General features: G+C 69.0%; 19 protein-coding genes. 7 read left to right on the top strand and 12 right to left on the bottom strand.

Translation table 11 applies throughout. The features are described 5' to 3' along the window. The first annotated feature begins 264 nt into the window (after positions 1 to 264). Both ACFXJL_RS10415 and ACFXJL_RS10410 read left to right on the top strand, forming a co-directional pair. On the top strand, positions 265 to 1194 hold the full coding sequence (locus ACFXJL_RS10415) for an oxidoreductase (protein WP_384690991.1): 930 nt from the start codon (positions 265 to 267) through the stop codon (positions 1192 to 1194). Between the two features lie 358 nt (positions 1195 to 1552). Next, entirely contained in the window at positions 1553 to 3433 is a 1881-nt protein-coding gene (locus tag ACFXJL_RS10410) for an APC family permease (RefSeq protein ID WP_384690988.1), read from the top strand. Positions 3434 to 3547: 114 nt separating this feature from the next. Here the strand turns inward: ACFXJL_RS10410 and ACFXJL_RS10405 are convergent, their stop codons facing one another. The 4 genes from ACFXJL_RS10405 to dusB all read right to left on the bottom strand — a co-directional run bounded on the left by ACFXJL_RS10405 (position 3548) and on the right by dusB (position 11167). Next, the gene (locus ACFXJL_RS10405; RefSeq protein WP_358879092.1) at positions 3548 to 4588 is read right to left on the bottom strand and encodes a winged helix-turn-helix domain-containing protein; all 1041 of its coding nucleotides are present in this window, start codon (positions 4586 to 4588) and stop codon (positions 3548 to 3550) included. A gap of 727 nt (positions 4589 to 5315) precedes the next feature. After that, the gene (ppdK, locus tag ACFXJL_RS10400; protein ID WP_358879091.1) at positions 5316 to 8135 is read right to left on the bottom strand and encodes a pyruvate, phosphate dikinase; all 2820 of its coding nucleotides are present in this window, start codon (positions 8133 to 8135) and stop codon (positions 5316 to 5318) included. A 259-nt stretch (positions 8136 to 8394) separates the two neighbouring features. Then, positions 8395 to 9714: an MFS transporter gene (locus tag ACFXJL_RS10395; protein ID WP_384690984.1), complete on the bottom strand. Its 1320-nt coding sequence runs from the start codon at positions 9712 to 9714 to the stop codon at positions 8395 to 8397. Positions 9715 to 9967: 253 nt separating this feature from the next. Next, on the bottom strand, positions 9968 to 11167 hold the full coding sequence (gene dusB, locus ACFXJL_RS10390; RefSeq protein WP_358879089.1) for a tRNA dihydrouridine synthase DusB: 1200 nt from the start codon (positions 11165 to 11167) through the stop codon (positions 9968 to 9970). Positions 11168 to 11231: 64 nt separating this feature from the next. Here dusB and ACFXJL_RS10385 point away from each other — a divergent pair, with 64 nt between their 5' ends. Then, a complete protein-coding gene (locus ACFXJL_RS10385; protein WP_384690980.1) occupies positions 11232 to 12683 on the top strand; it encodes an MFS transporter in 1452 nt (483 codons plus the stop codon). A gap of 115 nt (positions 12684 to 12798) precedes the next feature. Here the strand turns inward: ACFXJL_RS10385 and ACFXJL_RS10380 are convergent, their stop codons facing one another. Continuing rightward, complete coding sequence (locus tag ACFXJL_RS10380; protein ID WP_358879087.1) at positions 12799 to 13032, bottom strand: DUF6243 family protein; 234 nt, start codon at positions 13030 to 13032, stop codon at positions 12799 to 12801. Between the two features lie 290 nt (positions 13033 to 13322). Further along, complete coding sequence (locus tag ACFXJL_RS10375) at positions 13323 to 14705, bottom strand: glycine--tRNA ligase (RefSeq protein WP_329018526.1); 1383 nt, start codon at positions 14703 to 14705, stop codon at positions 13323 to 13325. A gap of 143 nt (positions 14706 to 14848) precedes the next feature. On the opposite strand from ACFXJL_RS10375, the gene ACFXJL_RS10370 reads away from it, so the two are divergent. From ACFXJL_RS10370 to ACFXJL_RS10355, 4 genes are read left to right on the top strand one after another with little or no spacing between them, the layout of a single operon-like run. Then, positions 14849 to 15847, top strand: a complete 999-nt coding sequence (locus ACFXJL_RS10370) for a metal ABC transporter substrate-binding protein (RefSeq protein ID WP_384639231.1) — start codon at positions 14849 to 14851, stop codon at positions 15845 to 15847. Beyond that, positions 15844 to 16638 (top strand): metal ABC transporter ATP-binding protein, encoded by a 795-nt coding sequence (locus tag ACFXJL_RS10365; RefSeq protein WP_358879085.1) that lies wholly within the window; start codon positions 15844 to 15846, stop codon positions 16636 to 16638. The genes ACFXJL_RS10370 and ACFXJL_RS10365 overlap by 4 nt, the downstream gene beginning before the upstream one ends. Before the next feature lie 2 nt (positions 16639 to 16640). After that, positions 16641 to 17546 carry a metal ABC transporter permease gene (locus ACFXJL_RS10360; protein WP_358879084.1) on the top strand — a complete coding sequence of 302 codons (906 nt, stop codon included), beginning with the start codon at positions 16641 to 16643 and terminating at the stop codon, positions 17544 to 17546. A 57-nt stretch (positions 17547 to 17603) separates the two neighbouring features. Continuing rightward, complete coding sequence (locus tag ACFXJL_RS10355) at positions 17604 to 18029, top strand: transcriptional repressor (protein WP_329018538.1); 426 nt, start codon at positions 17604 to 17606, stop codon at positions 18027 to 18029. Positions 18030 to 18055: 26 nt separating this feature from the next. Here the strand turns inward: ACFXJL_RS10355 and ACFXJL_RS10350 are convergent, their stop codons facing one another. The 6 genes from ACFXJL_RS10350 to ACFXJL_RS10325 form a co-directional block, all read right to left on the bottom strand. Next, on the bottom strand, positions 18056 to 18637 hold the full coding sequence (locus ACFXJL_RS10350) for a YcxB family protein (RefSeq protein ID WP_384690975.1): 582 nt from the start codon (positions 18635 to 18637) through the stop codon (positions 18056 to 18058). Beyond that, positions 18630 to 19454, bottom strand: a complete 825-nt coding sequence (locus ACFXJL_RS10345) for an isoprenyl transferase (protein WP_329018544.1) — start codon at positions 19452 to 19454, stop codon at positions 18630 to 18632. Before ACFXJL_RS10345 ends, ACFXJL_RS10350 begins: the two co-directional genes overlap by 8 nt. Before the next feature lie 61 nt (positions 19455 to 19515). Beyond that, positions 19516 to 20280: a DNA repair protein RecO gene (recO, locus tag ACFXJL_RS10340; RefSeq protein ID WP_358879082.1), complete on the bottom strand. Its 765-nt coding sequence runs from the start codon at positions 20278 to 20280 to the stop codon at positions 19516 to 19518. A 182-nt stretch (positions 20281 to 20462) separates the two neighbouring features. Then, positions 20463 to 20732, bottom strand: coding sequence for a DUF1905 domain-containing protein (locus tag ACFXJL_RS10335; protein WP_384639239.1), 270 nt, complete (start codon positions 20730 to 20732; stop codon positions 20463 to 20465). A 167-nt stretch (positions 20733 to 20899) separates the two neighbouring features. Beyond that, positions 20900 to 21604: a response regulator gene (locus ACFXJL_RS10330; RefSeq protein ID WP_384690972.1), complete on the bottom strand. Its 705-nt coding sequence runs from the start codon at positions 21602 to 21604 to the stop codon at positions 20900 to 20902. Continuing rightward, positions 21601 to 22797, bottom strand: a complete 1197-nt coding sequence (locus tag ACFXJL_RS10325; protein ID WP_384690969.1) for a sensor histidine kinase — start codon at positions 22795 to 22797, stop codon at positions 21601 to 21603. The genes ACFXJL_RS10330 and ACFXJL_RS10325 overlap by 4 nt, the downstream gene beginning before the upstream one ends. Between the last annotated feature and the right edge of the window lie 98 nt (positions 22798 to 22895).

The following is a 22895-nucleotide window of genomic DNA, read 5'->3' as shown; positions in this document are numbered from 1 at the left end:
GCCTTTCGGGGAACCGAAGGGCGCTCCGTCCGTCAGCGCATTCCACGTCGAGGGACGAGGGGGCGGGGACACGGGGTGGAGAGCACCCGACTGGCGACAGCGGTAATGCGTCTCACCTCCTCGGTCCGTTCATGGCACGGGAGGGTCACACTACCCGAACGTCCCTCGTACGGCAGGCTGGTCGGCGGGCCGGCCGCACACCGATCGTCGGGGTTCGTCCCGGTGTTCACCAGCGGTTGAGGATCTTGGGAAGCGAGGGGCGCGATGGCCGGTTGGAGCACTGCCGACATTCCGGATCAGCAGGGGCGCACAGCGGTGGTCACGGGTGCCAACAGCGGCATCGGGCTCTGCACCGCCGAAGCGCTGGCCGGTGGGGGCGCGGCGGTGGTCCTCGCCTGCCGGAGCGAGGAGCGGGGTGCCCGGGCGGCGACCTGGGTGCGTGAGCGGGTGCCCGGGGCGGATGTCCGGGTGCATCGACTGGACCTGGCGGACTTGGCGTCCGTGAGGGAGTTCGCGGCCTGGTACCCGTACGACCGTCTCGATCTGCTGATCAACAACGCGGGGGTGATGGCGCTTCCGTTCGGGCGGACCGTCGACGGGTTCGAGCGGCAGTTCGGGGTGAACCACCTGGGCCATTTCGCCCTGACCGGCCTTCTCCTGCCCAGGCTGCTGACGACACCGGGCGCGCGGGTGGTGAGCGTGTCGAGCTTCATGCACCGATTGGCCGGGGTGGACCTGGACGACCTCCAGAGCGAGCACCCGTACCGCAGGTGGATCGCGTACGCGCGGTCCAAGACGGCGAATCTGCTCTTCGTACACGCGTTGGCGCGGCGGCTGGCGGCGGTGGGTTCCGACGTGGTCGCAGCGGCGGCGCACCCCGGATACTCCGACACCAATCTGCAAGGCGCGGGGCCACGAATGGCGGGGGCCAGGGTGACGGAAGGCGTGATGTCCCTGGGCAACCGCTTGTTCGCCCAACCGGCAGCGGCAGGAGCGCTGCCCACCCTGTACGCAGCCACCGCACCCGGCGTGCGGCCCGACTCCTTCACCGGCCCACGCATCGCCGGCTGGCGAGGTGCCCCGGCACCGGCGAGGCGGGCGGCCCGGGCCGGGGACGATGAAACGGCCGAGCGGTTGTGGACGGCGTCCGCCACACTGACGGGGGTGGCGTACGAGGGACTCCCCTCGCTCTGATGTCGGGTCTGCATGTTCTCTGCGTGTTCTCTGAGTCGCCTGTGCTGCCTGCCCTCTCTATGTCGCCTGCCGTGTCCGTGTCCATGGTCACCGCGTCCCCTGTGCTCCCTGCGCTCCCTGCGCCCCTGCCTTCTGTGCTCTCTGTGCTCTCTGTGCTCTCTGCGTTCGCGGCGTTCGCTGCGTTCGCTGCGTGGATGCGCCCCGTGCCATGAGAGGCGTGCGTCGCGTCAAGGTCGTGTGAAGTCACGGGCCCTGAGCGCCAAGACCGCGACAAAGGGGCGCGGCTGCCGCCGAACACGCCACCACGCTGGGGCTGCCCTCCCCATCTCAGGGCACCACCCCCGGAGGTACGCAGACCATGACCGCCCTGTCCATGCCAGCCGACTCCGCAGACACGGCAGGGCCGCCCGAACCGTCACGGCCCGTCCCCGATGAACGACACCGGCTCACCGCCGTGCAGGGTCTCGCCGCGCTGTCCCTCGATGCGATGGCATCGGTCGCCTACGGTCCCGAGGCCATCGTCCTGGTCCTGGCCACGGCGGGCGGCGTGGGGCTCGGCTACACCCTGCCCGTCACCCTGGCGATCGCCGCACTGCTCGCCGTACTGGTGGCCTCCTACCGTCAGGTCATCGCCGCGTTCCCCGACGGTGGCGGCGCCTACGCGGTCGCGCGGGCCCATCTGGGCCGCCGCACCTCATTGGTCGCCGCCGCCTCGCTGGTGCTGGACTATGTGCTGAACGTCGCCGTCTCGGTCACCGCCGGCGTGGCGGCCCTGACGTCGGCCTTCCCCGCCCTCTACGACGACCGGCTCCTGCTCTGTCTGGCCGTGCTCCTCCTGGTCACCGGAGTGAACCTGCGGGGGATCGTCGACTCGGCCCGGGTGTTCATCGTGCCCACGGCCGTCTTCGTCGGCTCGATCCTCACCTTGATCGTGGTGGGCCTGTTCCGCAGCGCACCGGCGTCCACCGAGGCTGCGGCCGGTCATGCGTCCGTCGTCGGCGACAGTGCGACCACCGTGGGAGCGCTCCTGCTGGTGAAGGCGTTCGCCTCCGGCTGTTCGGCACTCACCGGGGTGGAGGCGGTCGCCAACGCCGTACCGTCCTTCCGCACCCCGGCCGCCCGCCGCGCCCAGCGGACCGAAGTGGCCCTCGGTGCGCTGCTGGGCATGATGCTGATCGGGCTCTCGGTGCTGATCGGCCGCTTCCACCTCCAGCCGGTCGAGGGGGTGACCGTCCTCGCCCAACTCGCGGACGCTTCACTCGGCCACGGCTGGGGCTTCTACCTGGTGCAGTTCGCCACGGTGGTGCTGCTCGCACTGGCCGCGAACACCTCCTTCGGTGGGCTGCCGGTGCTGATGTCGCTGCTGGCACGGGACAACTACCTGCCGCACCTGTTCCAGTTGAAGGCGGACCGCGAGGTACACCGCCACGGCGTGGTGGCGCTCGCCGCCGTGGCAGGGGTGCTGTTGTTCTTCTCCGGCGGGGACACCAACACCTTGGTGCCGCTCTTCGCGATCGGTGTCTTCGTGGGCTTCACCATCTGTCAGACGGGCATGGTCATCCACTGGCGCACCGATCGCTCAGCGGGCTGGCGGCTCAAAGCGCTGCTGAACGGTCTGGGCGCCGTGCTCACCGGTGTCAGCGCCTTGGTGGTGAGCGCCACGAAGTTCACCGAGGGTGCCTGGTCGGTCTTGATCGCCCTGCCCGTGCTGGTGGTGCTGTTCGAATGCGTCCACGGGGCGTACGGGAGCCTCGACGAGCGGATGGAGCTCGGGCGGGTGCCGGCGGCGCCGCAACGCTCCCGCTCGCTGGTGATCGTTCCCGTATCGCATCTGTCGCGGCTGACCCGGGAAGCGGTGAACGCGGCGGTGTCACTGGGGGACGAGGTACGCGCGGTCACCGTGGTCCACCAGGACGAGGACGACCGGGCCGCGGCACGGACCCTGCGGCGCGACTGGGAGCGGTGGAACCCGGGGGTGGAGCTGGTGGAGTTGGCCACCCGGCGCCGCACGATCGGACGGCCGGTGTCGGAGTACGTGAGCAAGATCTACCGCTATCACCCGGGCACCCGGGTGACGGTGTTGATCGCGGAGGTGGAGCCGGACCGGCTGTGGCAGCGGCTGCTCCAGAACCAACGGGGTGCGGTGCTGGCCCGTGCGGTGCGCCGGGACACGGCCGCCGTCATCTGTCGGCTGCGCTTTCGACTGGCTGCACCGGGGCGGGCGGCGAAGGCACCCTGACACGGCAGCGGGATCAGCGGCCCGTGCCGACCTCCGTGCCCGTGACCACCTTCGTGACCCTCCGTGCCCGTGACCACCTTCGTGTGGGGGTACGGATTGACCGGGCGGGGGCCTTCAGCCCGCCACCTCCGCCGGCGCCCCTCCCCTCAGCAGGGCGGCGCCCAGGGGGGTGAGCGTATGCAGTACGGCATTGCCGTGGCGCAGGGTCAGGACCAGGCCCGCCTCGCGCAGTACCGCGGCGTGCTGGCTGGCGGAGGCGAGCGATACACCTGCCCTCCGGGCGAGTTCACTGGTCGTACATCCATAGCGGATCGCCTGGAGAACGGCCGAGCGGGTGTGCCCGACGAGCTTGCCGAGCGACGGGGCGAGGGTGGAGCCGCTCGTCTCGCCGAATGCGGGATCGGGGGTGTGGGCGACCGGATAGACCAGCACCGGGGGGAGCTTGGGGTCGCGGTAGACCACCGGGGTGCCGCGACAGAAGAAGGACGGCTGGAGCAGCAACCCCCGACCGTTCAGATGGACTTCGCGGTCGACGGGGTAGTCGGACTCCAGCACGGGGGCGCGCCAGCGGAGCACGGGGGGCAGCGAGCCGAGCAGTTCGGCCGCGCCGCCGTCGAGCAGCGCCCGCCCCCGTACGGCCCGGTCCGCCTCGACGCGGGCCTGGATCTGTGACCAGTACGGCACGATGGCGGCGCTGTGGTAGCTGCGGAGCACGGAGATGAGCTTGGCGAGCTGCTCCGGAGCGCCTTGGGCGAGGGCGGCGAGCCGACCGGAACGCTCAGCGGGACGCTCCGCCGCGCGCTCGGCCGTCCGATCGCTGTCGGCGACCCGCGCTGCTGACACCCGGTTCAGTTCGCATTGGAGTCTGTCGGGCGCGGTGGCGCGTATCGCTTCAAGTCCCGGCTCCAGGCCGCCGCTGCCTTCCGGAGGCGTCAGAAAGTCGGGGAAATAGCCGCGCGTCGGCACCAGCGCGGCCAGCAGGCTCGTTTCACCATTCAACCGCGATCGCGTTTCCGACCGCCATTCTCCGAACATCTGAGCACGACGCCGCTCTCTCAATCGATGAAAGCTCAGAATCGTTTCCCACAACGCATCCGGTCTGACGGCCATTCGCACTCTGGCGAGGTCGTCCCCAGTGAAATGGATACGTAGCACTGAACCCCCACTGTTGCACCCGCAATCGCCCCGATCACTGAGTATGCACGCCATCACAACCGGTTACCACGGAGTTTCAGCCAGAGTTGAAATGTCTCGCCGGGGTTGGGTGCGAAACGAAAGGCTGTACGGCGTCGGGCAGGTTCCTTCTGTCTCCGATGGACGTGACGAGGACCGTGGGGGGCTTCGCACATCCGGCGGCGGGTGACAGAGGGTGCGGCTCCCTGTCCGGCTTGGGTAATGGGGCGCGGTACGTGGATGGGGATCCGCGTGCCGCGCCCCTCCTGTTCTTTGCTGAACGAACGACAGAAATAAGGTTCCGTCAAGATCAGCCAAAATCTTCATATTCACGGGAGCAACTGGCCTTGACGAATGTGTCGAAAGAAACACCAGGGGTGGACGCGCACTACGGCGTGTCCACCCTCTCTATGTGTTAAAGAAGCGCGCACAGAAGTGAAGTTGAGCGGTGCGGCGGCCCCCTGGGGCACCACCCCCCGGGCGGCGTGAGTCAACTTTATCCAACGCCACTCAACGCATCTCAACGCCCCAGCGCACGGGCTGCCCACGGCCGCGGTTCCATGGCCACCACACGCCCACACGGAGACGGGTGGACGACGACCGCTCATGCCTCGCGGCGCCTTTACGGATTCACGGACTCGTTGAGTCGGGCGCGCCCACTCCCGGTGTCACCGCGCCGGCCCGCTGACGGGCCGGCGCGGACAGACGATCAGCGGGAGTCGCTGCCCTTCGACTGGGCAGCCGCTCGGCCCGCCTCCAGCCGTGCCACCGGGATGCGGAACGGCGAGCAGGAGACGTAGTCGAGTCCGACCTCGTGGAAGAAGTGCACCGACTCCGGGTCTCCGCCGTGCTCGCCGCAGACACCGAGCTTGAGATCGGGACGGGTCGCGCGGCCGGCCTCCACCGCGCTGCGCACCAGGGCCCCCACCCCGTCCTTGTCGATCGTCTCGAACGGCGACACCCCGAAGATGCCCTTCTCCAGGTAGGCGGTGAAGAACGACGCCTCCACATCGTCGCGGGAGAAGCCCCAGACGGTCTGCGTGAGGTCGTTGGTGCCGAAGCTGAAGAACTCGGCGGCCTCGGCGATCTGTCCGGCGGTCAGCGCCGCCCGCGGCAGCTCGATCATCGTGCCCAGCGCCAACTTCAGTTCGACACCCCGGGCGGCCCGTACCTCGGCGATGACCTTCTCGGCCTCGTCCCGGACGATCTCCAGCTCCTGCACGGTCCCGACTAGCGGAATCATGATCTCGGCGCGCGGGTCACCCTTGGCGTTCAGACGCTCGGCGACGGCCTCGGCGATGGCCCGCACCTGCATGGCGAACAGGCCCGGAATGACCAGCCCGAGCCGCACCCCCCGCAGTCCGAGCATCGGGTTCTGCTCGTGCAGCCGGTGGACGGCCTGGAGGAGCCGCAGATCGTTCTCGTTGTGGTCCTTGCGCGACTCGGCGAGTGCCACGCGCACGGACAGTTCGGTGATGTCCGGCAGGAACTCGTGCAGCGGCGGGTCGAGCAGCCGTACCGTCACCGGCAGCCCGTCCATCGCCTCGAACAGCTCGATGAAGTCGGCCTTCTGGAGCGGCAGCAGCTGTTCCAGGGCGGTGGAGCGCTCCTCGTCGGTGTCCGCGAGGATCAGGCGCTCGACCATCTCGCGGCGTTCGCCGAGGAACATGTGCTCGGTGCGGCACAGGCCGATGCCCTGGGCTCCGAACCTCCGTGCCCGCAGGGCGTCCTCGGCGCTGTCGGCGTTGGCGCGCACGCGAAGTCTGCGCACCCGGTCCGCGTAGGCCATGATCCGGTGCACGGCGGCGACCAGTTCGTTGGCGTCGTCCGCACCCGCGTGCATCCGACCCTCGAAGTACTCGACGACCGGGGACGGGACGACCGGCACCTCGCCCAGGTACACCTTGCCGGTGGAACCGTCGATGGAGACGACGTCGCCCTCTTCGACCACCGTGCCGTTCACGGTCATCCGGCGCCGCTTGGTGTCGACCTCCAGGTCCTCGGCACCGCACACACAGGTCTTGCCCATGCCGCGGGCGACGACGGCCGCATGGGAGGTCTTGCCGCCCCGGGAGGTGAGGATGCCCTGGGCCGCGATCATCCCGTCCAGGTCGTCGGGGTTGGTCTCCCGGCGGATGAGGATGACCTGCTCACCCGAGCGGGACCACTTGACCGCGGTGTACGAGTCGAAGACCGCCTTGCCGACGGCCGCACCGGGCGAGGCTGCGATGCCCCGGCCGAGCAGTTCGACCTTCGCGTCCTCGTCGAAGCGCGGGAACATCAACTGGGCGAGTTGGGCGCCGTTGACGCGCTGGAGCGCCTCAGCCTCATCGATCAGCCCCTGGTCGACGAGTTGGGTGGCGATCCGGAAGGCGGCACCCGCGGTGCGCTTGCCGACACGGGTCTGGAGCATCCACAGCTGACCACGCTCCACCGTGAACTCGATGTCGCACAGATCGAGGTAGTGGTTCTCCAGCGTCTCCATGATCTGCATCAACCGGTCGTACGACGCCTTGTCGATCGACTCCAACTCGGCGAGCGGAACGGTGTTGCGGATGCCCGCGACGACGTCCTCACCCTGGGCGTTTTGGAGGTAGTCGCCGTAGACGCCCTGCTGGCCGGAGGCGGGGTCGCGGGTGAAGGCGACGCCGGTGCCCGAGTCGGGGCCCAGGTTGCCGAACACCATCGAGCAGATGTTGACGGCCGTGCCGAGGTTGTTGGGGATGCGCTCCTGGCGGCGGTAGAGCCGTGCGCGGTCGCCGTTCCAGGACTCGAAGACCGCCTTGATGGCGAGGTCCATCTGTTCCCGCGGCTCCTGCGGGAAGTCCCGGCCCGCCTCGGACTTCACGATCTTCTTGTACTGCTTGACGAGCTTCTTGAGGTCGGCCGCGTCGAGATCGGTGTCAACGGTGACGTTCTTCGCCGACTTGGCGTCCTCCAGTGCCTCTTCGAAGAGGTCGCCGTCGACGTCGAGGACGGTCTTGCCGAACATCTGGATCAGTCGGCGGTAGGAGTCCCAGGCGAAGCGCTCGTCACCGGCCTGCTGGGCGAGTCCGACCACGGACTCGTCGGACAGACCGATGTTCAGGACGGTGTCCATCATGCCGGGCATCGAGAACTTCGCACCGGAGCGTACGGATACCAGGAGCGGGTCGTTCGCCTGCCCCAGCTTCTTGCCCATGCGCTGTTCGAGCGCGTCGAGGTGTGCGCTCACCTCGTCCCGCAGCGCCGCGGGCTCCGTTCCGCTGTCGAGGTAGACCTTGCACGCCTCGGTGGTGATGGTGAAGCCGGGAGGGACCGGCAACCCGAGGTTGGTCATCTCGGCGAGGTTGGCACCCTTGCCCCCGAGGAGGTCTTTCAGATCCCTGTTGCCTTCGGTGAAGTCGTAAACGAACTTCTGCCCGCGAAGGTCCTGACGATCCTGGTTTTCCGGCACGGCTCTCGACTCTCCCCGAAGCTCGGTGGCTGCCCTGACGGCGAGGAACATACCCATATCAAAGGCTTTTGGGCACGCCCACTTGGCCGTCATACGGCTGTAACCACTCGTCCGCCACCAGATCGAAAGTGACCGCCAAGCAAAGGGCACACAGCGGCCCGCCCAACATGTGTTCACAACTTGAACGCACGGGCACACGGTGCGAGCGGTTCATCCCGTTCGGCGACGCTGGGTGGTATTCGACTTCAGCGAATGAAGCCAGAGAGGGTGGCACTGAGTGCCGCCCTTATGAGAGGTGAGGGAATCATATGTGCGCTCAATTGAGCGCAACCCTTATCAAGGGTGGTGTTAATCACGCCTTCCCGGAGGAGGTCGGTCCACCATCCGGACCGGGAGCCACCACCCCCGCGCCATCGAAGCCATCCGATCCATCCGATCCGCGGTCTGACCCCTCGGCGCTCAGGAGCACGCTCCTGCTCCGCGGCAGCAGCAGCGGGGTGGCCAGGAGGAGGACTCCCGCAGCGGCGATCGCGGTGCGCGGACCGGTGAAGGCGGCAAGAAGCCCCCACCCGGCGGTCAGGGCCGCGATCGAGAGGCTGGTGCTGACCGACCAAGCGGCCAGCGTGCGGGCGACCCGGTCCGGGTCGGCATGGTGGAGCCGGTAGGTGGCCAGCACCGGATTGAACAGACCGCAGCAGGTCACCAGGCCGAACTGGACGACGATCACCAGGGCGATCCCGAAGACGCCGGGCTGGACGAACGCCAGACCCAGCGGCCAACACGCACGCAGCGTTCCGGCGGCGAGCAACACCTCGTACGGTCCGAACCGCTCCACGAGCCGATGGGCGAGGCGCGAGGCGACCAGACCGCCGACGCACGGGGCTGCGAAGACGAGACCGTACTGCCAGGGGGCGTATCCGAGGCCGCGCAGCAGTAGGAGGGCGAGCAGCGGTTCGGAGGCCATGATCAGGCCGTTGACCGCGATCGCATTGAGGAACAGCGGGCGCAGCACCGGGTGGGTGAGGATGTGGCGCCATCCTTCGAACAGTTCGCGCGGGTGCAATCGCTGGGCACCGGCCCGTTCGGGGCGCGGTTCCGTCCCGCCGATGCTGCGGATGCCCAGCGCCGACAACAGATAGCTGACCGCGTCGGCGGCCACGGTCGTCACCGGGCCGAACATCCCGACCGCCACCCCTCCGAGCGGCGGTCCGAGCATGGTCGCGCTCCAGGTCGTGGACTCGAACCGGCCGTGCGCGACGAGGAGGTCCCCCGGGGGCAACAGCGCCCGGAGATAGGCGCCGCTGGCCGCTCTGAAGGCGATGTCGGCCGCAGCGACGACGACGGAGACGACGAGGAGTTGGGCGAAGCCGAGCCATCCGAGCGCGAACGCGACGGGGATGCTCATGAGCGCCGCGAACCGGGTCAGGTCCATCGCCACCATGACGGGCCGTTTGCGGCGGAACTCGACCCACGGGCCGAGCGGCAACGCGACCAGCGCCCCAACAGCCCGCCCGGCCGCGGACAGTGCGGCCAGCTGGGCCGGCCCCGCGTCCAGCACGACAATCGCCAGCAGCGGGAACGCGCCGAACCCGAGCGAGGTGCCGTACGCACTGATGGCGTACGCGCCCCACAGCCGCCCGAATCGGCGCCCCAGCCCCCGCTTCGCCGCCATGCCTCGCTCGACCCCCGCCCGGGACACACCCACACGCTCACCCGACCGCAGGCATCAAACCCCACAGCGGCAGCCGGAGGGGCTCGGTCCGGACAATCGGCGCGGAAGGAGCGAGCGCACCATCGATGGTCGTGGGCGTCTGGGGGTGACCAGCGGTCCGCTACCCGAGTGTGGCCCGGAGTGCCATAAAGCCGGGAACCGAGGCAGGGGGCCGGGGCAGGGGCAGGGGGGCCGGGGCAGGGGGCCGGGAGGCTCAGCCGCCCGAGGTGTCCAACTCGGCGTCCGCGCCGAGTGCCGCACAGTCGTAGGGGTCCTTCAGCCAGCCGTCCGGCAGCACCACCCGGTTGTTGCCCGAGGTACGCCCCCGCGGTCCGTCCGCCCCCAACGGCCAGGGCTGGTCCAGCTCCAACAGCCCCAACTGGTCGTCGAGTTCGGCCAGCGACGAGGTGATCGCCAGGCGCTTGCGCATCTCGGAGCCGACCGCGAACCCCTTGAGGTACCAGGCCACGTGCTTGCGGAAGTCGATCACGCCACGGGATTCATCGCCGATCCACTCCCCCAACAGCTCGGCATGGCGGCGCATCACGGCGGCGACCTCGCGGAGCGTGGGTGCCGCGGCGGGTCCCCCGCCGCCCTCGAAGGCGGCGACCAGATCGGCGAAGAGCCAGGGGCGCCCCAGACAGCCGCGCCCCACGACCACACCGTCGCAGCCGGTCTCGCGCACCATCCGCAGGGCGTCGTCCGCCGACCAGATGTCGCCGTTGCCGAGCACCGGAATCTCCGGGACGTGCTCCTTGAGCCGCGCGATGGCGTCCCAGTCGGCGGTACCGCCGTAGTGCTGGGCGGCGGTGCGACCGTGCAGGGCGATGGCCGTGACCCCCTCGTCCACCGCGATCCGTCCGGCGTCCAGATAGGTGATGTGGTCGTCGTCGATGCCCTTGCGCATCTTCATCGTGACCGGAAGGGCGCCTGCGTTCCCCACGGCCTCGTGCAGGATCGCGCGCAGCAGCGGCCTCTTGTACGGGAGGGCCGATCCACCGCCCTTGCGGGTCACCTTGGGGACGGGGCAGCCGAAGTTGAGGTCGATGTGATCGGCGAGGTCCTCGTCCACGATCATGCGGACGGCCTTGCCGACGGTCACCGGGTCCACTCCGTACAGCTGGATGGAGCGCGGGGTCTCGTTCTCATCGAAGTGGATCAGCTGCATGGTCTTCTCGTTGCGCTCGACCAGCGCCCGAGTGGTGATCATCTCGCTGACGAAGAGCCCCTTGCTGCCCGGTTCCGCCGGGGTCGCCGTCCGACCGCCGAAGGTGCGGACGCCTTCGGCGAACTCCCGGCACAGTGTCCGGAAGGGGGCGTTGGTGATCCCGGCCATCGGCGCGAGCACCACCGGAGGCGTCACCGCGTGCGGACCGATGGCGAGCTTCGGGTAGGAGGGGGCAGACGTGGTCATCCGTCCATTGTCGCGTACGGCATTGCGTGCGACTGAATTCGTTAGTTAGACGTACTATCGGCGCATGTCCGAGCTCACTCCTCGGCGACGGCTGCTCGTCCTGGGCATCTGTTGCATGAGCCTGCTGATCGTCAGCCTCGACAACACCATCCTGAATGTCGCCCTGCCTTCCATGGGAGAGGAGTTGGGCGCCTCCGTCTCCGGCCTGCAGTGGACGATCGACGCCTACACCCTCGTCCTCGCCTCGCTGCTGATGCTGGCGGGCTCCACCGGGGACAGGGTCGGCCGCCGCAAGGTGTTCATGGCCGGCCTGGTGCTCTTCACGCTCGGCTCGCTGCTCTGTTCGCTGGCCCCCACGCTCGAATCGATGGTCGCCTTTCGGATGGTGCAGGCCGTGGGCGGTTCCATGCTCAATCCGGTCGCCATGTCGATCATCACCAACACCTTCACCGACCCCGCCGAGCGGGCCCGGGCGATCGGTGTGTGGGGCGGGGTCGTGGGGATCTCCATGGCCGCCGGCCCGCTGATCGGCGGGCTGCTCGTGGACACCGTGGGCTGGCGGTCGATCTTCTGGGTGAACCTGCCCGTCGGCGTGCTCGCCCTCTTTCTGACCTGGCGCTACGTCCCCGAGTCCCGGGCGCCCAAGCCACGGCGGGTGGACCCCGTGGGCCAACTGCTGATCATGGTTCTCCTCGGCTCGCTGACGTACGCGATCATCGAGAAGAGCCTGGTCTTCGGGCTGATCGCGGCCGTCGCCCTGCTCGGAGTGATCGTCTACGAACCGCGGCGCACCGAGCCGCTGATCGATCTGCGGTTCTTCCGCAGCGCACCCTTCACCGGGGCCACGGTCATCGCCGTCTCCGCCTTCGCCGCACTGGGCGGTTTCCTCTTCCTCAACACGCTCTACCTCCAGGACGTCCGCGGTTACTCGGCCCTGCACGCGGGGCTGTACATGCTCCCGATGGCCGGGTTGACCCTGGTCTGCGCACCCCTGTCGGGACGCCTGGTGGGCAGTCGGGGACCGCGACTGCCGCTGCTGGTCGCGGGGACGACGATGGCGGCGAGCGGTGTGCTGTTCGCCGTGTTCGAGGCCGAGACCTCGACGGCGCTGCTGTTCACCGGATACGTACTGTTCGGGGTGGGTTTCGGCATGGTGAACGCACCCATCACCAATACGGCGGTTTCCGGCATGCCCCGGGCCCAGGCCGGCGTCGCCTCCGCGGTCGCCTCCACGAGCCGGCAGATCGGGCAGACGCTGGGCGTCGCGGTGATCGGGACCGTACTGGCCTCGGGGGTCGCGGTGGGGACGAGTTCCCCCAGCTATGCGCAGGACTTCGTCGATACCGCCAGGGTCGCCTGGTGGATCATCGCCGGTTGCGGTCTGTGCGTCCTGGTGGTGGGCGCCGTGACGAGCGGCCCTTGGGCGCGGAGCACGGCCGGTCGCTGTGCGGAGGTGCTGGAGGGACGGGAACCCTCCACGAGGGCCGCGGACGCGGCGCCGGGCGCCCGCGGCTGAACCGCCGCCCCCTTTGCCGTCCCCGGACGCCGTCCGTCACAGGGACACGGACGCACGAGGGCCCCGCACCCGTACATGCCGTACGTGGTGCGGGGCCGTCGATCATTGCTGGGTGTCAGGACTCGTTCGCCGAGGACTCCTGGACCTGCTCGGACTCATCGGACGCGTCGCGCTGCTCGCCGTCGGTGTCCTGGGCCCGCTCGCGCATCTTGCGCAGCAGCTCGGCCTTGTGGTCTGCGGCGACCTGGCGATCGGCGTTGCGCGCCGGGCCGTTGCCCTGCTGGTCGGCACGGGACAGCTTCTTGCGCTGTCCCCCCACACCGAGAAGGTTGTTGCGGCTCTTGGCCATGGTGCTCTCCCATTGGGTGGTGAGAAGTGACTTGGGGGGTCGTCAGATGAGGGCGGGTGACCGCCGCTCTCTCACTCGTAGATCTGGAAGAACGAAGACATGAGGGTGACGGTACCTGTCCTGGAGAAGGGGCGGCATCCGATTTTCCGTCGGATGCGGCGGTGGACGTGCGGGTGCACTCGCTACCGATGGCGGGTGGCTGCGCGGTCTGCCCGCCCGTCATCGGCTCCGTACCGTGCGAAGGGGCCGCCGGACGGTAGCGCCCGGACGGCCCCCGCAGAGCTCGGGTGTCAGCAGCCGAGGAGACGGCTGCCGAGGTAGGACTGAATCTGGTCCAGGGAGACCCGCTCCTGCGTCATGGTGTCGCGCTCGCGCACGGTCACCGCGTTGTCGTCGAGGGTGTCGAAGTCGACGGTGACGCAGAACGGGGTGCCGATCTCGTCCTGACGACGGTAGCGGCGGCCGATCGCGCCCGCGTCATCGAACTCGATGTTCCAGTTCTGCCGCAGGTCGGCCGCCAGGCCCTTGGCCTTCGGGGAGAGCTGCGGGTTGCGCGAGAGCGGCAGCACGGCGACCTTCACCGGGGCGAGGCGCGGGTCGAGACGCATCACGGCGCGCTTCTCCAGGACGCCCTTGGCGTTGGGCGCCTCGTCCTCGTTGTACGCGTCGAGGAGGAAGGCCAACATCGCGCGGCCAACACCGGCGGCGGGCTCGATGACGTACGGGGTCCAGCGCTCGCCGGCTTCCTGGTCGAAGTACGAGAGGTCGTGACCGGACGCCTTGGAGTGGGCGGTGAGGTCGAAGTCGGTGCGGTTGGCGACGCCCTCCAGCTCGCCCCACTCGTTGCCGCCGAACTGGAAGCGGTACTCGATGTCGGCGGTGCGCTTCGAGTAGTGGGAGAGCTTGTCCTTGGGGTGGTCGTACCAGCGCATGTTCTCTTCGCGCATGCCGAGGCCCGTGTACCAGTTCCAGCGCTGGTCCATCCAGTACTGCTGCCAGTGCTCGTCCTCGCCGGGCTTGACGAAGAACTCCATCTCCATCTGCTCGAACTCACGGGTGCGGAAGATGAAGTTGCCGGGCGTGATCTCGTTGCGGAACGACTTGCCCATCTGGGCGATGCCGAACGGCGGCTTCTTGCGCGAGGTCTGCTGCACCTGGGCGAAGTTGGTGAAGATGCCCTGGGCCGTCTCGGGACGCAGATAGGCGACGGAGCCGGAGTCCTGGGTGGGGCCGAGGTGGGTCGCGAGCAGACCCGAGAACTGCTTGGGGTCGGTGAAGGCGCCCTTGGTGCCGCAGTGCGGGCAGTTGATGTCCGCCAGGCCGTTCTCGGGGGTCCTGCCGTGCTTGGCCTCGTACGCCTCGATCAGGTGGTCGGCGCGGTAGCGCTTGTGGCAGGAGGTGCACTCGGTGAGCGGGTCGCTGAAGGTCGCGACATGGCCGGAAGCCTCCCAGACCTCACTGGCCAAGATCACCGACGAGTCGATGCCGACGACGTCCTCACGCGAGGTGACCATGTAGCGCCACCACTGACGCTTGAGGTTCTCCTTCAGTTCCACACCCAGCGGCCCGTAGTCCCAGGCGGCCTTCTGACCGCCGTAGATCTCGCTGCAGGGGTAGACGAAGCCACGGCGCTTGCTCAGGTTGACGATCGTATCGATCTTGTCGGCGGCCACGGTGCTCTCTTCATAGGACGACGGCTAACGGCGAATGGTTCAGATTACCGGCGGGCGCACCCCTGGGATCAAATCGGTTGCGGCCCTCGCCCCGGACCGGGCTTTGTTGACAATCGTTTCCATTTTTGTTGAAAATGAGTGTCATGAACATAGGACGCCTTATACGCACAACAGCCGCCACCGGTGCAGTGGCGCTCGGCCTGGTCGCCGTGTCCGCCTGCGCCACCTCCGATGCCGCCGACGGCAAGGAGAACGGCAAGCTGAAGGTCGTGGCGTCCTTCTACCCGATGGAGTACCTGGCCGAGCGCATAGGAGGCGACCACGTCTCCGTCTCCACCCTGACCAAGCCGGGTGTCGAGCCGCACGACCTGGAGCTCAAGCCGCGCCAGACCGCCGAACTGGGCGAGGCGGGTCTGATCCTCTACCTCAAGGGCATCCAGCCCGCCGTGGACAAGGCCATCGGCCAGTCCGAGGCCAAGCACAAGATCGACGCCGCCACCCTCACCGAGTTGGAGACCCACCAGGGCACCGACCACGGCCATGACCACGGCACGGCGGGCACGGAGGAGCACGGCACGGAAGGCCACTCCGAGGAAGAGCACGATCACGCGAGCGAGGCCGGCGGCGATCCGCACATCTGGCTCGACCCGGTGAAGTACGCCGAGGTCGCCAAGGGCGTGAACAGCGCCCTCGCCAAGGCGGACCCGGACAACTCCGCCGCCTACCAGAAGAACACAGACGCCCTGGTGGGCGAGCTGAACACACTGGACGCCGCCTACCGCCAGGGCCTCAAGAGCACCACCACCAAGACCTTCATCACCACCCACACCTCCTTCGGCTACCTCGCCGAGCGGTACGGGCTGGACCAGGAGGGCATCTCCGGCGTCAACCCGGAATCCGAGCCCAGCCCGGCCAGGATCAAGGAGCTCCAGGCCCTGGCGGCCAAGGAGAAGGTGACCACGGTGTTCTTCGAGACGCTCGCCAGCGACCGCACGGCCAAGACCCTGGCCGACGACACCGGGCTGAAGACGGACGTCCTCGACCCGCTCGAAGGCATCACCGACAAGTCCAAGGGCGACGACTACATCGCCGTGATGGAGTCGAACCTCACCGCCCTCAAGAAGGCCCTGGGCGCGAAATGAAACCACCGTGGGAGGCAGCTGTGCCATCGGGGAGCGAACCCGTCATATCCCTGTGCGGAGCCCGGGCCACACTCGGCTCCCGGCCCGTGCTGCGCGGCGTCGATCTGACCGTCACGCGCGGTGAGGTGGTCGCCCTGCTCGGCGCCAACGGCTCCGGCAAGTCCACCGCCGTGCGCTCGCTCATCGGACAGGTACCCCTCACCGAGGGTGAGATCGCGCTCTTCGGGACCGAGCTGCGGCGCTTTCGCCAGTGGTCGCGCATCGGCTACGTGCCGCAACGCACCACGGCCGCCAGCGGAGTGCCCGCGACGATTCGCGAGGTCGTCTCCTCCGGCCGGCTCTCCCGGGCCCGGCTGGGCCGGCTCTCCCGGGCCGACCGGGCGGCCGTGGACCGCGCCATCGAGCTCGTGGGGCTGAGCGACAGGGCCGAGGACTCGGTGAGCGCACTCTCCGGCGGCCAGCACCAGCGCGTGCTGATCGCCCGCGCGCTCGCCTCCGAACCCGAACTGCTGATCATGGACGAGCCCATGGCAGGCGTCGACCTCGCCAGCCAGGAGATCCTGGCCGACACCCTGCGCGACCAGGTCGCGGCCGGTACGACCGTCCTCCTCGTCCTCCACGAGCTGGGCGCCATCGAGCCCCTGATCGACCGGGCCGTGGTGCTGCGCGACGGCTGTGTCGTCCACGACGGACCGCCGCCCAAGGCCACCGGTCAGCACGCCCTGCCCGGCCACGACCACGTACATCCGCACGCGGCCCACGAGCCGCTCCGCACGGGACTGCTGAGCTGATCATGGAAATCCTGGAAACGGCCTTCATGCAGCGGGCACTCCTCGCGGCGCTCCTCGTCGGGATCACCGCGCCGGCCGTCGGCATCTATCTGGTGCAGCGACGGCAGGCACTGATGGGCGACGGCATCGGCCACGTCGCCATGACCGGTGTCGGCCTCGGCTTCCTGCTCTCCACCAACCCCATCTGGATGGCCACCGTCGTCTCGGTGATCGGTGCCGTCGCGATGGAGCTGATCAGGGCCTACGGCAAGACGCGCGGGGACATCGCACTGGCGATGCTGTTCTACGGCGGCATGGCGGGCGGTGTCCTGCTGATCAATCTGTCGGACACCGGGTCGACGGCGAACCTCGGTTCGTTCCTGTTCGGCTCGCTCTCCACGGTCTCCGACGCCGACCTCACGGCGATCGCCGTTCTGGCCGCCTTCGTGATGCTGGTGTCGGTGGGACTGCGGCGGCAACTGTTCGCGGTCAGCCAGGACGAGGAGTTCGCGCGGGTCACCGGACTGCCGGTGCGCGCCCTGAACCTGCTGATCGCCGTCACGGCCGCCGTCACCGTCTCGGTCGCCATGCGTGTGGTGGGACTCCTGCTGGTGAGCGCGCTGATGGTGGTTCCCGTTGCGGCGGCGCAGCAGATCTCCCGCTCGTTCAAGGCAACGTTCGCGCTGGCCGTGGCGATCGGCGTGACGGTGTCCCTGGCGGGCACCACCACCTCGTACTACCAGGACGTACCGCCCGGGGCGACGATCGTGCTGCTCGCGATCGCCGTGTTCATCCTGTTGACCGCCCTCGCCGCTCCGCTGGCGAAGCGACGGGCCCGACACCACGTCCCACCAGCGGCGGCGGGCCGGGCCGAGTGCGATTCGGAGCTGCCGGGTATGCGTCAGCCGGGTGACGGCGTCAGGGCCTGATCCCGACCTGGCAGAATTGGCCCCCATTAGCATGGTGGTCGAAGCAAGGAGGCACCTGTGGCGACTGCGCCCAGCGGCGGTAACACCGCCTCAGTGCGAGGGCGGTCCACACGACAGCGTGCCGCCGTCGCGGCGGCGCTCGACGAGGTGGATGAGTTCCGCAGCGCACAGGAACTCCACGACATGCTCAGACATCGCGGCGACTCGGTGGGTCTGACGACGGTCTACCGCACCCTGCAATCCCTGGCCGACGCCGGCGAGGTCGATGTCCTGCGCACCAGCGACGGCGAGTCCGTCTACCGACGCTGCTCGACCGACGACCACCACCACCATCTGGTGTGCCGCGGCTGCGGCAAGGCGGTGGAGGTCGAAGGTCCTGCGGTGGAGCAGTGGGCGGAGACGGTGGCCGCCCAGCACGGCTTCGTGAACGTGGCGCACACCGTGGAGATCTTCGGTACCTGCGCCGACTGCGCGAACGCCTGAGGCAGCCGGTCGATCTCCCGGAAGGGTCAGATCCGCCGTAGCCGCACGTCGAGCAGCGCCCGCAGAGCATCTATGCCTGTGGGCGCTTCGGGCTGCTGCACACCCCGCTTGGGGAGCACGATCAGACCGGCCATGCCCTTGTTCGCAGTGAGCAGGACGAAGTGCTCTGCCGTCTCCACGTACCGATTGAGGAAGGCCCAGTCGGAGGAGTACGAGAACCGTTCGGCGGTGAAGTGCACCCCCCGCTCATCGAGAACGGCCCGGTACTCCCCGTGCTCAGCCGTCAGCCGGTAGTGCTGCCGTGCCATGAGCCGGGGCAGGAACAGCGTCAGCACCACCAGGAAGATCCCCCCGGTCACCAGCATCACCGCAGCGGGGTCGGTCACCCGGCCAGTGGCGTCGAAACGGATCCGGGCCGCTGCGAAGGCGGCGAGCGCCCCGAGGGGCCACCCCACGAGCTGGGCGCGGCCCGACGGGGTCTTCCTGCGCTGGACGAGCACCCCGGCGAGCATGTCCGCGAGGACCGGCCGATAGGCCAGCTCCACGGACTCCGGTATGGCCCCGGTGGCGGAGCCGGTGTGGTCGGTGTGGTGGGCGTTCTCAGCCACGTGCCTGCCCCGGGACCTCGTTGGGGATCGCCCCGCCGAAACGACGGTCGCGCTGGGCGTACTCCAGACAGGCCCGCCACAGGTCGCGACGGTCGAAGTCCGGCCACAGCACGTCCTGGAAGACGAACTCCGCGTACGCGCTCTGCCAGATCAGATAGTTGGAGCTGCGCTGCTCACCGCTGGGGCGCAGGAAGAGATCGACGTCCGGCATATCGGGGTAGTACAGGTACTTCTGCACCGTCTTCTCACTGACCTTGGACGGGTCCAACTTGCCCGCGGCCACATCGAGGGCGATGCGCTGTGCGGCGTCGGCGACCTCCGCCCGGCCGCCGTAGTTGACGCAGAAGTACAAGGTCATGGCGTCGTTGTCCTTGGTCTGCTCCTGGGCGACCTGGAGTTCCTGGACGACCGACTTCCACATCTTGGGCATCCGACCGACCCAGCGGATGCGGATGCCCAGCTCGTTCATCTCGTCGCGGCGGCGACGGATGACATCGCGGTTGAAGTTCATCAGGAAGCGGACCTCGTCGGGCGAACGCTTCCAGTTCTCGGTGGAGAAGGCGTACAGGGAGAGGTTCTTGACGCCCATCTCCAGACAGCCCTTCAGCACGTCGAGGACGACGCCCTCGCCCACCTTGTGCCCCTCCGTGCGCGGCAGTCCCCGTTCCTTGGCCCAACGGCCGTTGCCGTCCATGACACAGGCCACATGGTTGGGCACCAGCTCACCGGGGATCTTCGGCGGCCGGGCGCCGGAAGGGTGCGGCTCGGGAACCTTGTAGTCGCGGCGGGCCCTGCCCAGGATTCCGCGTCGTGCCATGCGATTCACATCTCCTGTCGCTCTGCTGGTGCTTCTTGGACGTCCCGGTGGACCACGCCGGTCACCGGGGCTGTTTCTCGCCGTACTCGACATAGCGGAGCGAGCGCAGGCCGCGCTCCAGGTGCCAGTGCAGATAGGCGGACACCAGCCCGGTGCCCTCCCGGACGTGGCGCGCCTCACAGGCATCGGCCGTGGGCCAGTCACCGGTCAGCAGTGCGCTGAGCAGGCCGAGGGCCTGCGCCGAGGGTACGACGCTGCCGGGCACCCGGCAGTCGCCGCACACGACCCCGCCGGCGGCGACGGAGAAGAAGCGATTGGGACCGTGGAGGCCGCACTTCGCACAGTCGTCGAAGCTGGGGGCGTAACCGTTCACGGCGAGGGAGCGCAACAGGAACGCGTCGAGGATCAGGTGGGGTGCGTGCTCGCCGCGGGCGAGGGAGCGCAGCGCCCCGACGAGGAGGAGGTACTGCTGGACCGCGGGTTCACCCTCGTGGTCGGTGAACCGCTCGGCGGTCTCCAGCATGGCGGTGCCCGCCGTGTAGCGAGCGTAGTCCGTGACGATCCCGCCGCCGTAGGGGGCGATCGTCTCGCCCTGGGTGCACAGGGGGAGACCGCGGCCGATGAGTTCGCTGCCACGGGCGAAGAACTGCACGTCGACGTGGGAGAAGGGCTCCAGCCGGGCACCGAACTTCGACTTGGTGCGGCGCACTCCCCGGGCGACCGCCCGCACGCGGCCGTGGCCGCGGGTGAGCAGGGTGATGATGCGGTCGGCCTCGCCGAGCTTCTGGGTGCGCAGGACGATCCCATCGTCACGGAACAGGCTCATGCGGCCATTGTCCCGTACCGTCGGCCGCCCACGGTCCTGTACGTCGGGATGCACCCCGGGCATGCGCTCCGGTGGTGCGGGAGGTCAGCGATGGGGCTGCGGAGGCACTCGGCGCACGCTCACGGCCTGGTCGGCGTGGACGCGCGCCGCGGCCCTGGTCGAAGCGGGCGGGACCGGCCGGCTCACCCCTGGAGCCGCTCGTACAGATGGACCGTGACCGGGTCCCCGGCCTCCTTGCCGATCGCCCTGCGGATCTCGGCCTTGACCGGCAGCTTGTGGGTGCCGTCGCCCAGGGCCATGAAGGAGCTGCGGAAGGGGTGCCCGTCGATGGTGCCGCGGACCTTGACCAGTCCCCGTGTACCGAAGAACTCCACCGATGCGGGCCATACGACATAGGTCCACCCGCCGGCCTCGGGGCTCTTGCGCAAAGTGGCGGTGAACTGTTCGTCCACGGCTGCTGCCCTCCTGATTGCTGGTCGATACGCGTGATCGCTGGTCGATGTGCGCCGGAGCGCGCCCTCATCAGGGTGGACCGTCGTCGGGAGGGAAACTCATCGCCGCGCCCGCACGGCCGTCCACTGCCGGGATCACCGTGTTCCACGGCCCGCATCGGACTCCGTCACGGCCGGGCTTGGGCTGCTCCCGGCACCACCAGGCCCGACTCATAGGCGATGATCACCAACTGGGCGCGGTCCCGAGCGCCCAACTTGCCCATGATCCGGCTCACATGGGTCTTGGTGGTGAGCGGGGAAAGCCCCAGCGCAGCCGCCGCGTCGGTGTTGTTCAGACCGCGTGCCACCAGGGCCAGCACCTGTCGCTCGCGTTCGGTGAGCTTCTCCGTGCCCTTCGTCGGTATCCGGGTGGTCGGAGCGAGCGAAGGGCCGTTCAGCACCCGTGCGATCAAACGGGCCGTGGGCCCCGGGGACAGCAGTGCGTCCCCGGCCGCCACGGTACGTATCGCCGACAGCAGATCGGCCGGGCGGGTGTCCTTGACCAGGAAGCCCGAGGCACCGGCCCGCAGCGCGTCCACCACGTACTCGTCGGTGTCGTACGTGGTCAGGACCAGCACCTTCACGGAGTGGAGGCTTTCGTCTGCCGCGATCAGCCGGGTCGCCCCGATGCCGTCGAGCCCGGGCATCCGGACGTCCATGACGACCACGTCCGGCAGGCTGGAGCGGGCCATCTCCACGGCCTGCGCGCCCCCGGTGGCCTGACCGACGACCTCCATGTCGGCCGCCGACTCCACGAGCATCGCGAAGGACGCCAACACCAGCAGTTGATCGTCGACGAGCAGCACTCTGATCGGTCGTGTCGTACCGCTCATGCGATGGCCTCCGATTGCTGGACGGGGAGCAGCGCGGTCACCTGGAACCCGTGGGGGACGCGTGCACCGGTGGTGAGGGTCCCGCCGACGCTACGGGCGCGCTCGCGCATGCCGATGATGCCGTAGCCGTTGCCCTGTTGGACCGGCCCCAGGCCGTCGTCGGAGACCGTGACCATGAGCGCGGGCCCCTCCCGCACCACCGCGACCTCGATGTGGGCGTCCGGCCCCGCGTGGCGTACCGCGTTGGTCAGCGACTCCTGAACGATGCGGTAGGCGGCGGCGCCCACCGCGGGGGGCACGGGTGCCGCTTTGAGGTCCAGGGTCAACTCGGCCGCCGCGGGCCGCACCAGGTCGGGCAGCGCGGCGAGATCGGGCAGCGGGCCGTCGCGGTCGGGGGCGTCGGTGCGCAAGACGGCCAGGGTGGTGCGCAACTCCCCGCGTGCGGTGCGGCAGGTCTCGGCGATGTCGTCGAGGGCCTGGGCTATCGCGGCCCGGTCGAGACGTTCGGGGTCGGTGAGCATCACATGGGAGGCGACCGAGGTGCGGACGCCGATGAGGGTGATGGAGTGGGCGATGAGGTCATGCAGGTCACGGGCTATGCGCAGCCGTTCCTCGGCGACTCGACGGGCCGCCTCCTCCTCGCGCGTCCGCTCCGCGTGCTCCGCTCGGCCGACGACGGATGCGATGTAGCGGCGGTAGATACGTACGTCCGTGCCGAAGACGAGGACGGTCAGCAGCCAACCGGAACTGCGGAGCGCATCCAGCCCCTCGGAGGTGCCCACGACGAACATCACCGCGACCGACACGGTGATAGCCCCGGCCCCGATGAGGGAGGTGTACAGGAGCCGGGCGGTGGCGGCCACCGTGTACTGGGCGATGACCAGCGCGGGTATGGCGGCGGCGTGCGGATTGTCGAAGGCGTGGTACGGCACCGAGCACACCAGTACGGCCAGCAGTACCACTCCGGGACAGGTCCTGCGCCAGACCAGCGCCGTCACGGAGCCGGACAACAGGAGCCAGCCGACCGGGTCCGGGACGTTCCCGTCCTCGGCGCAGAGGGCGATGGCGGCGGAGAGCACCCACGTTCCCACCGCGATGAGTGCGTCATTGCGCGTGCGGTTGGGGACGGTGAGGGGATCGCCGCTCACGGCGGTCAGGACGCGCTCGCCGAGACGCGGGGCGGGTTCGGGCATGGGGTCATCCTCAGGGGCGGGCGGTCGGCGGGAGCGGGTTCTGCACCACGAATGGGTCACACATGGGTCGTACTGATCGTTGGCCCGGGTTCCGATGT

Source organism: Streptomyces sp. NPDC059256 (assembly GCF_042753785.1).
Lineage (GTDB): Bacteria > Actinomycetota > Actinomycetes > Streptomycetales > Streptomycetaceae > Streptomyces.
The sequence above is the reverse complement of the archived record's forward strand: the minus strand, read 5'-3'. Positions and strand labels throughout refer to the sequence as shown.

Bases quoted from the DNA above. Each gene is read 5' to 3' on its own strand.
- ACFXJL_RS10415 (WP_384690991.1), top strand. From the start codon at position 265: ATGGCCGGTTGGAGCACTGCCGACATTCCGGATCAGCAGGGGCGCACA.
- ACFXJL_RS10410 (WP_384690988.1), top strand. From the start codon at position 1,553: ATGACCGCCCTGTCCATGCCAGCCGACTCCGCAGACACGGCAGGGCCG.
- ppdK (WP_358879091.1), bottom strand. From the start codon at position 8,135: ATGACGGCCAAGTGGGCGTGCCCAAAAGCCTTTGATATGGGTATGTTC.
- ACFXJL_RS10395 (WP_384690984.1), bottom strand. From the start codon at position 9,714: ATGGCGGCGAAGCGGGGGCTGGGGCGCCGATTCGGGCGGCTGTGGGGC.
- dusB (WP_358879089.1), bottom strand. From the start codon at position 11,167: ATGACCACGTCTGCCCCCTCCTACCCGAAGCTCGCCATCGGTCCGCAC.
- ACFXJL_RS10385 (WP_384690980.1), top strand. From the start codon at position 11,232: ATGTCCGAGCTCACTCCTCGGCGACGGCTGCTCGTCCTGGGCATCTGT.
- ACFXJL_RS10380 (WP_358879087.1), bottom strand. From the start codon at position 13,032: ATGGCCAAGAGCCGCAACAACCTTCTCGGTGTGGGGGGACAGCGCAAG.
- ACFXJL_RS10370 (WP_384639231.1), top strand. From the start codon at position 14,849: ATGAACATAGGACGCCTTATACGCACAACAGCCGCCACCGGTGCAGTG.
- ACFXJL_RS10365 (WP_358879085.1), top strand. From the start codon at position 15,844: ATGAAACCACCGTGGGAGGCAGCTGTGCCATCGGGGAGCGAACCCGTC.
- ACFXJL_RS10360 (WP_358879084.1), top strand. From the start codon at position 16,641: ATGGAAATCCTGGAAACGGCCTTCATGCAGCGGGCACTCCTCGCGGCG.
- ACFXJL_RS10345 (WP_329018544.1), bottom strand. From the start codon at position 19,454: ATGGCACGACGCGGAATCCTGGGCAGGGCCCGCCGCGACTACAAGGTT.
- recO (WP_358879082.1), bottom strand. From the start codon at position 20,280: ATGAGCCTGTTCCGTGACGATGGGATCGTCCTGCGCACCCAGAAGCTC.
- ACFXJL_RS10330 (WP_384690972.1), bottom strand. From the start codon at position 21,604: ATGAGCGGTACGACACGACCGATCAGAGTGCTGCTCGTCGACGATCAA.
- ACFXJL_RS10325 (WP_384690969.1), bottom strand. From the start codon at position 22,797: ATGCCCGAACCCGCCCCGCGTCTCGGCGAGCGCGTCCTGACCGCCGTG.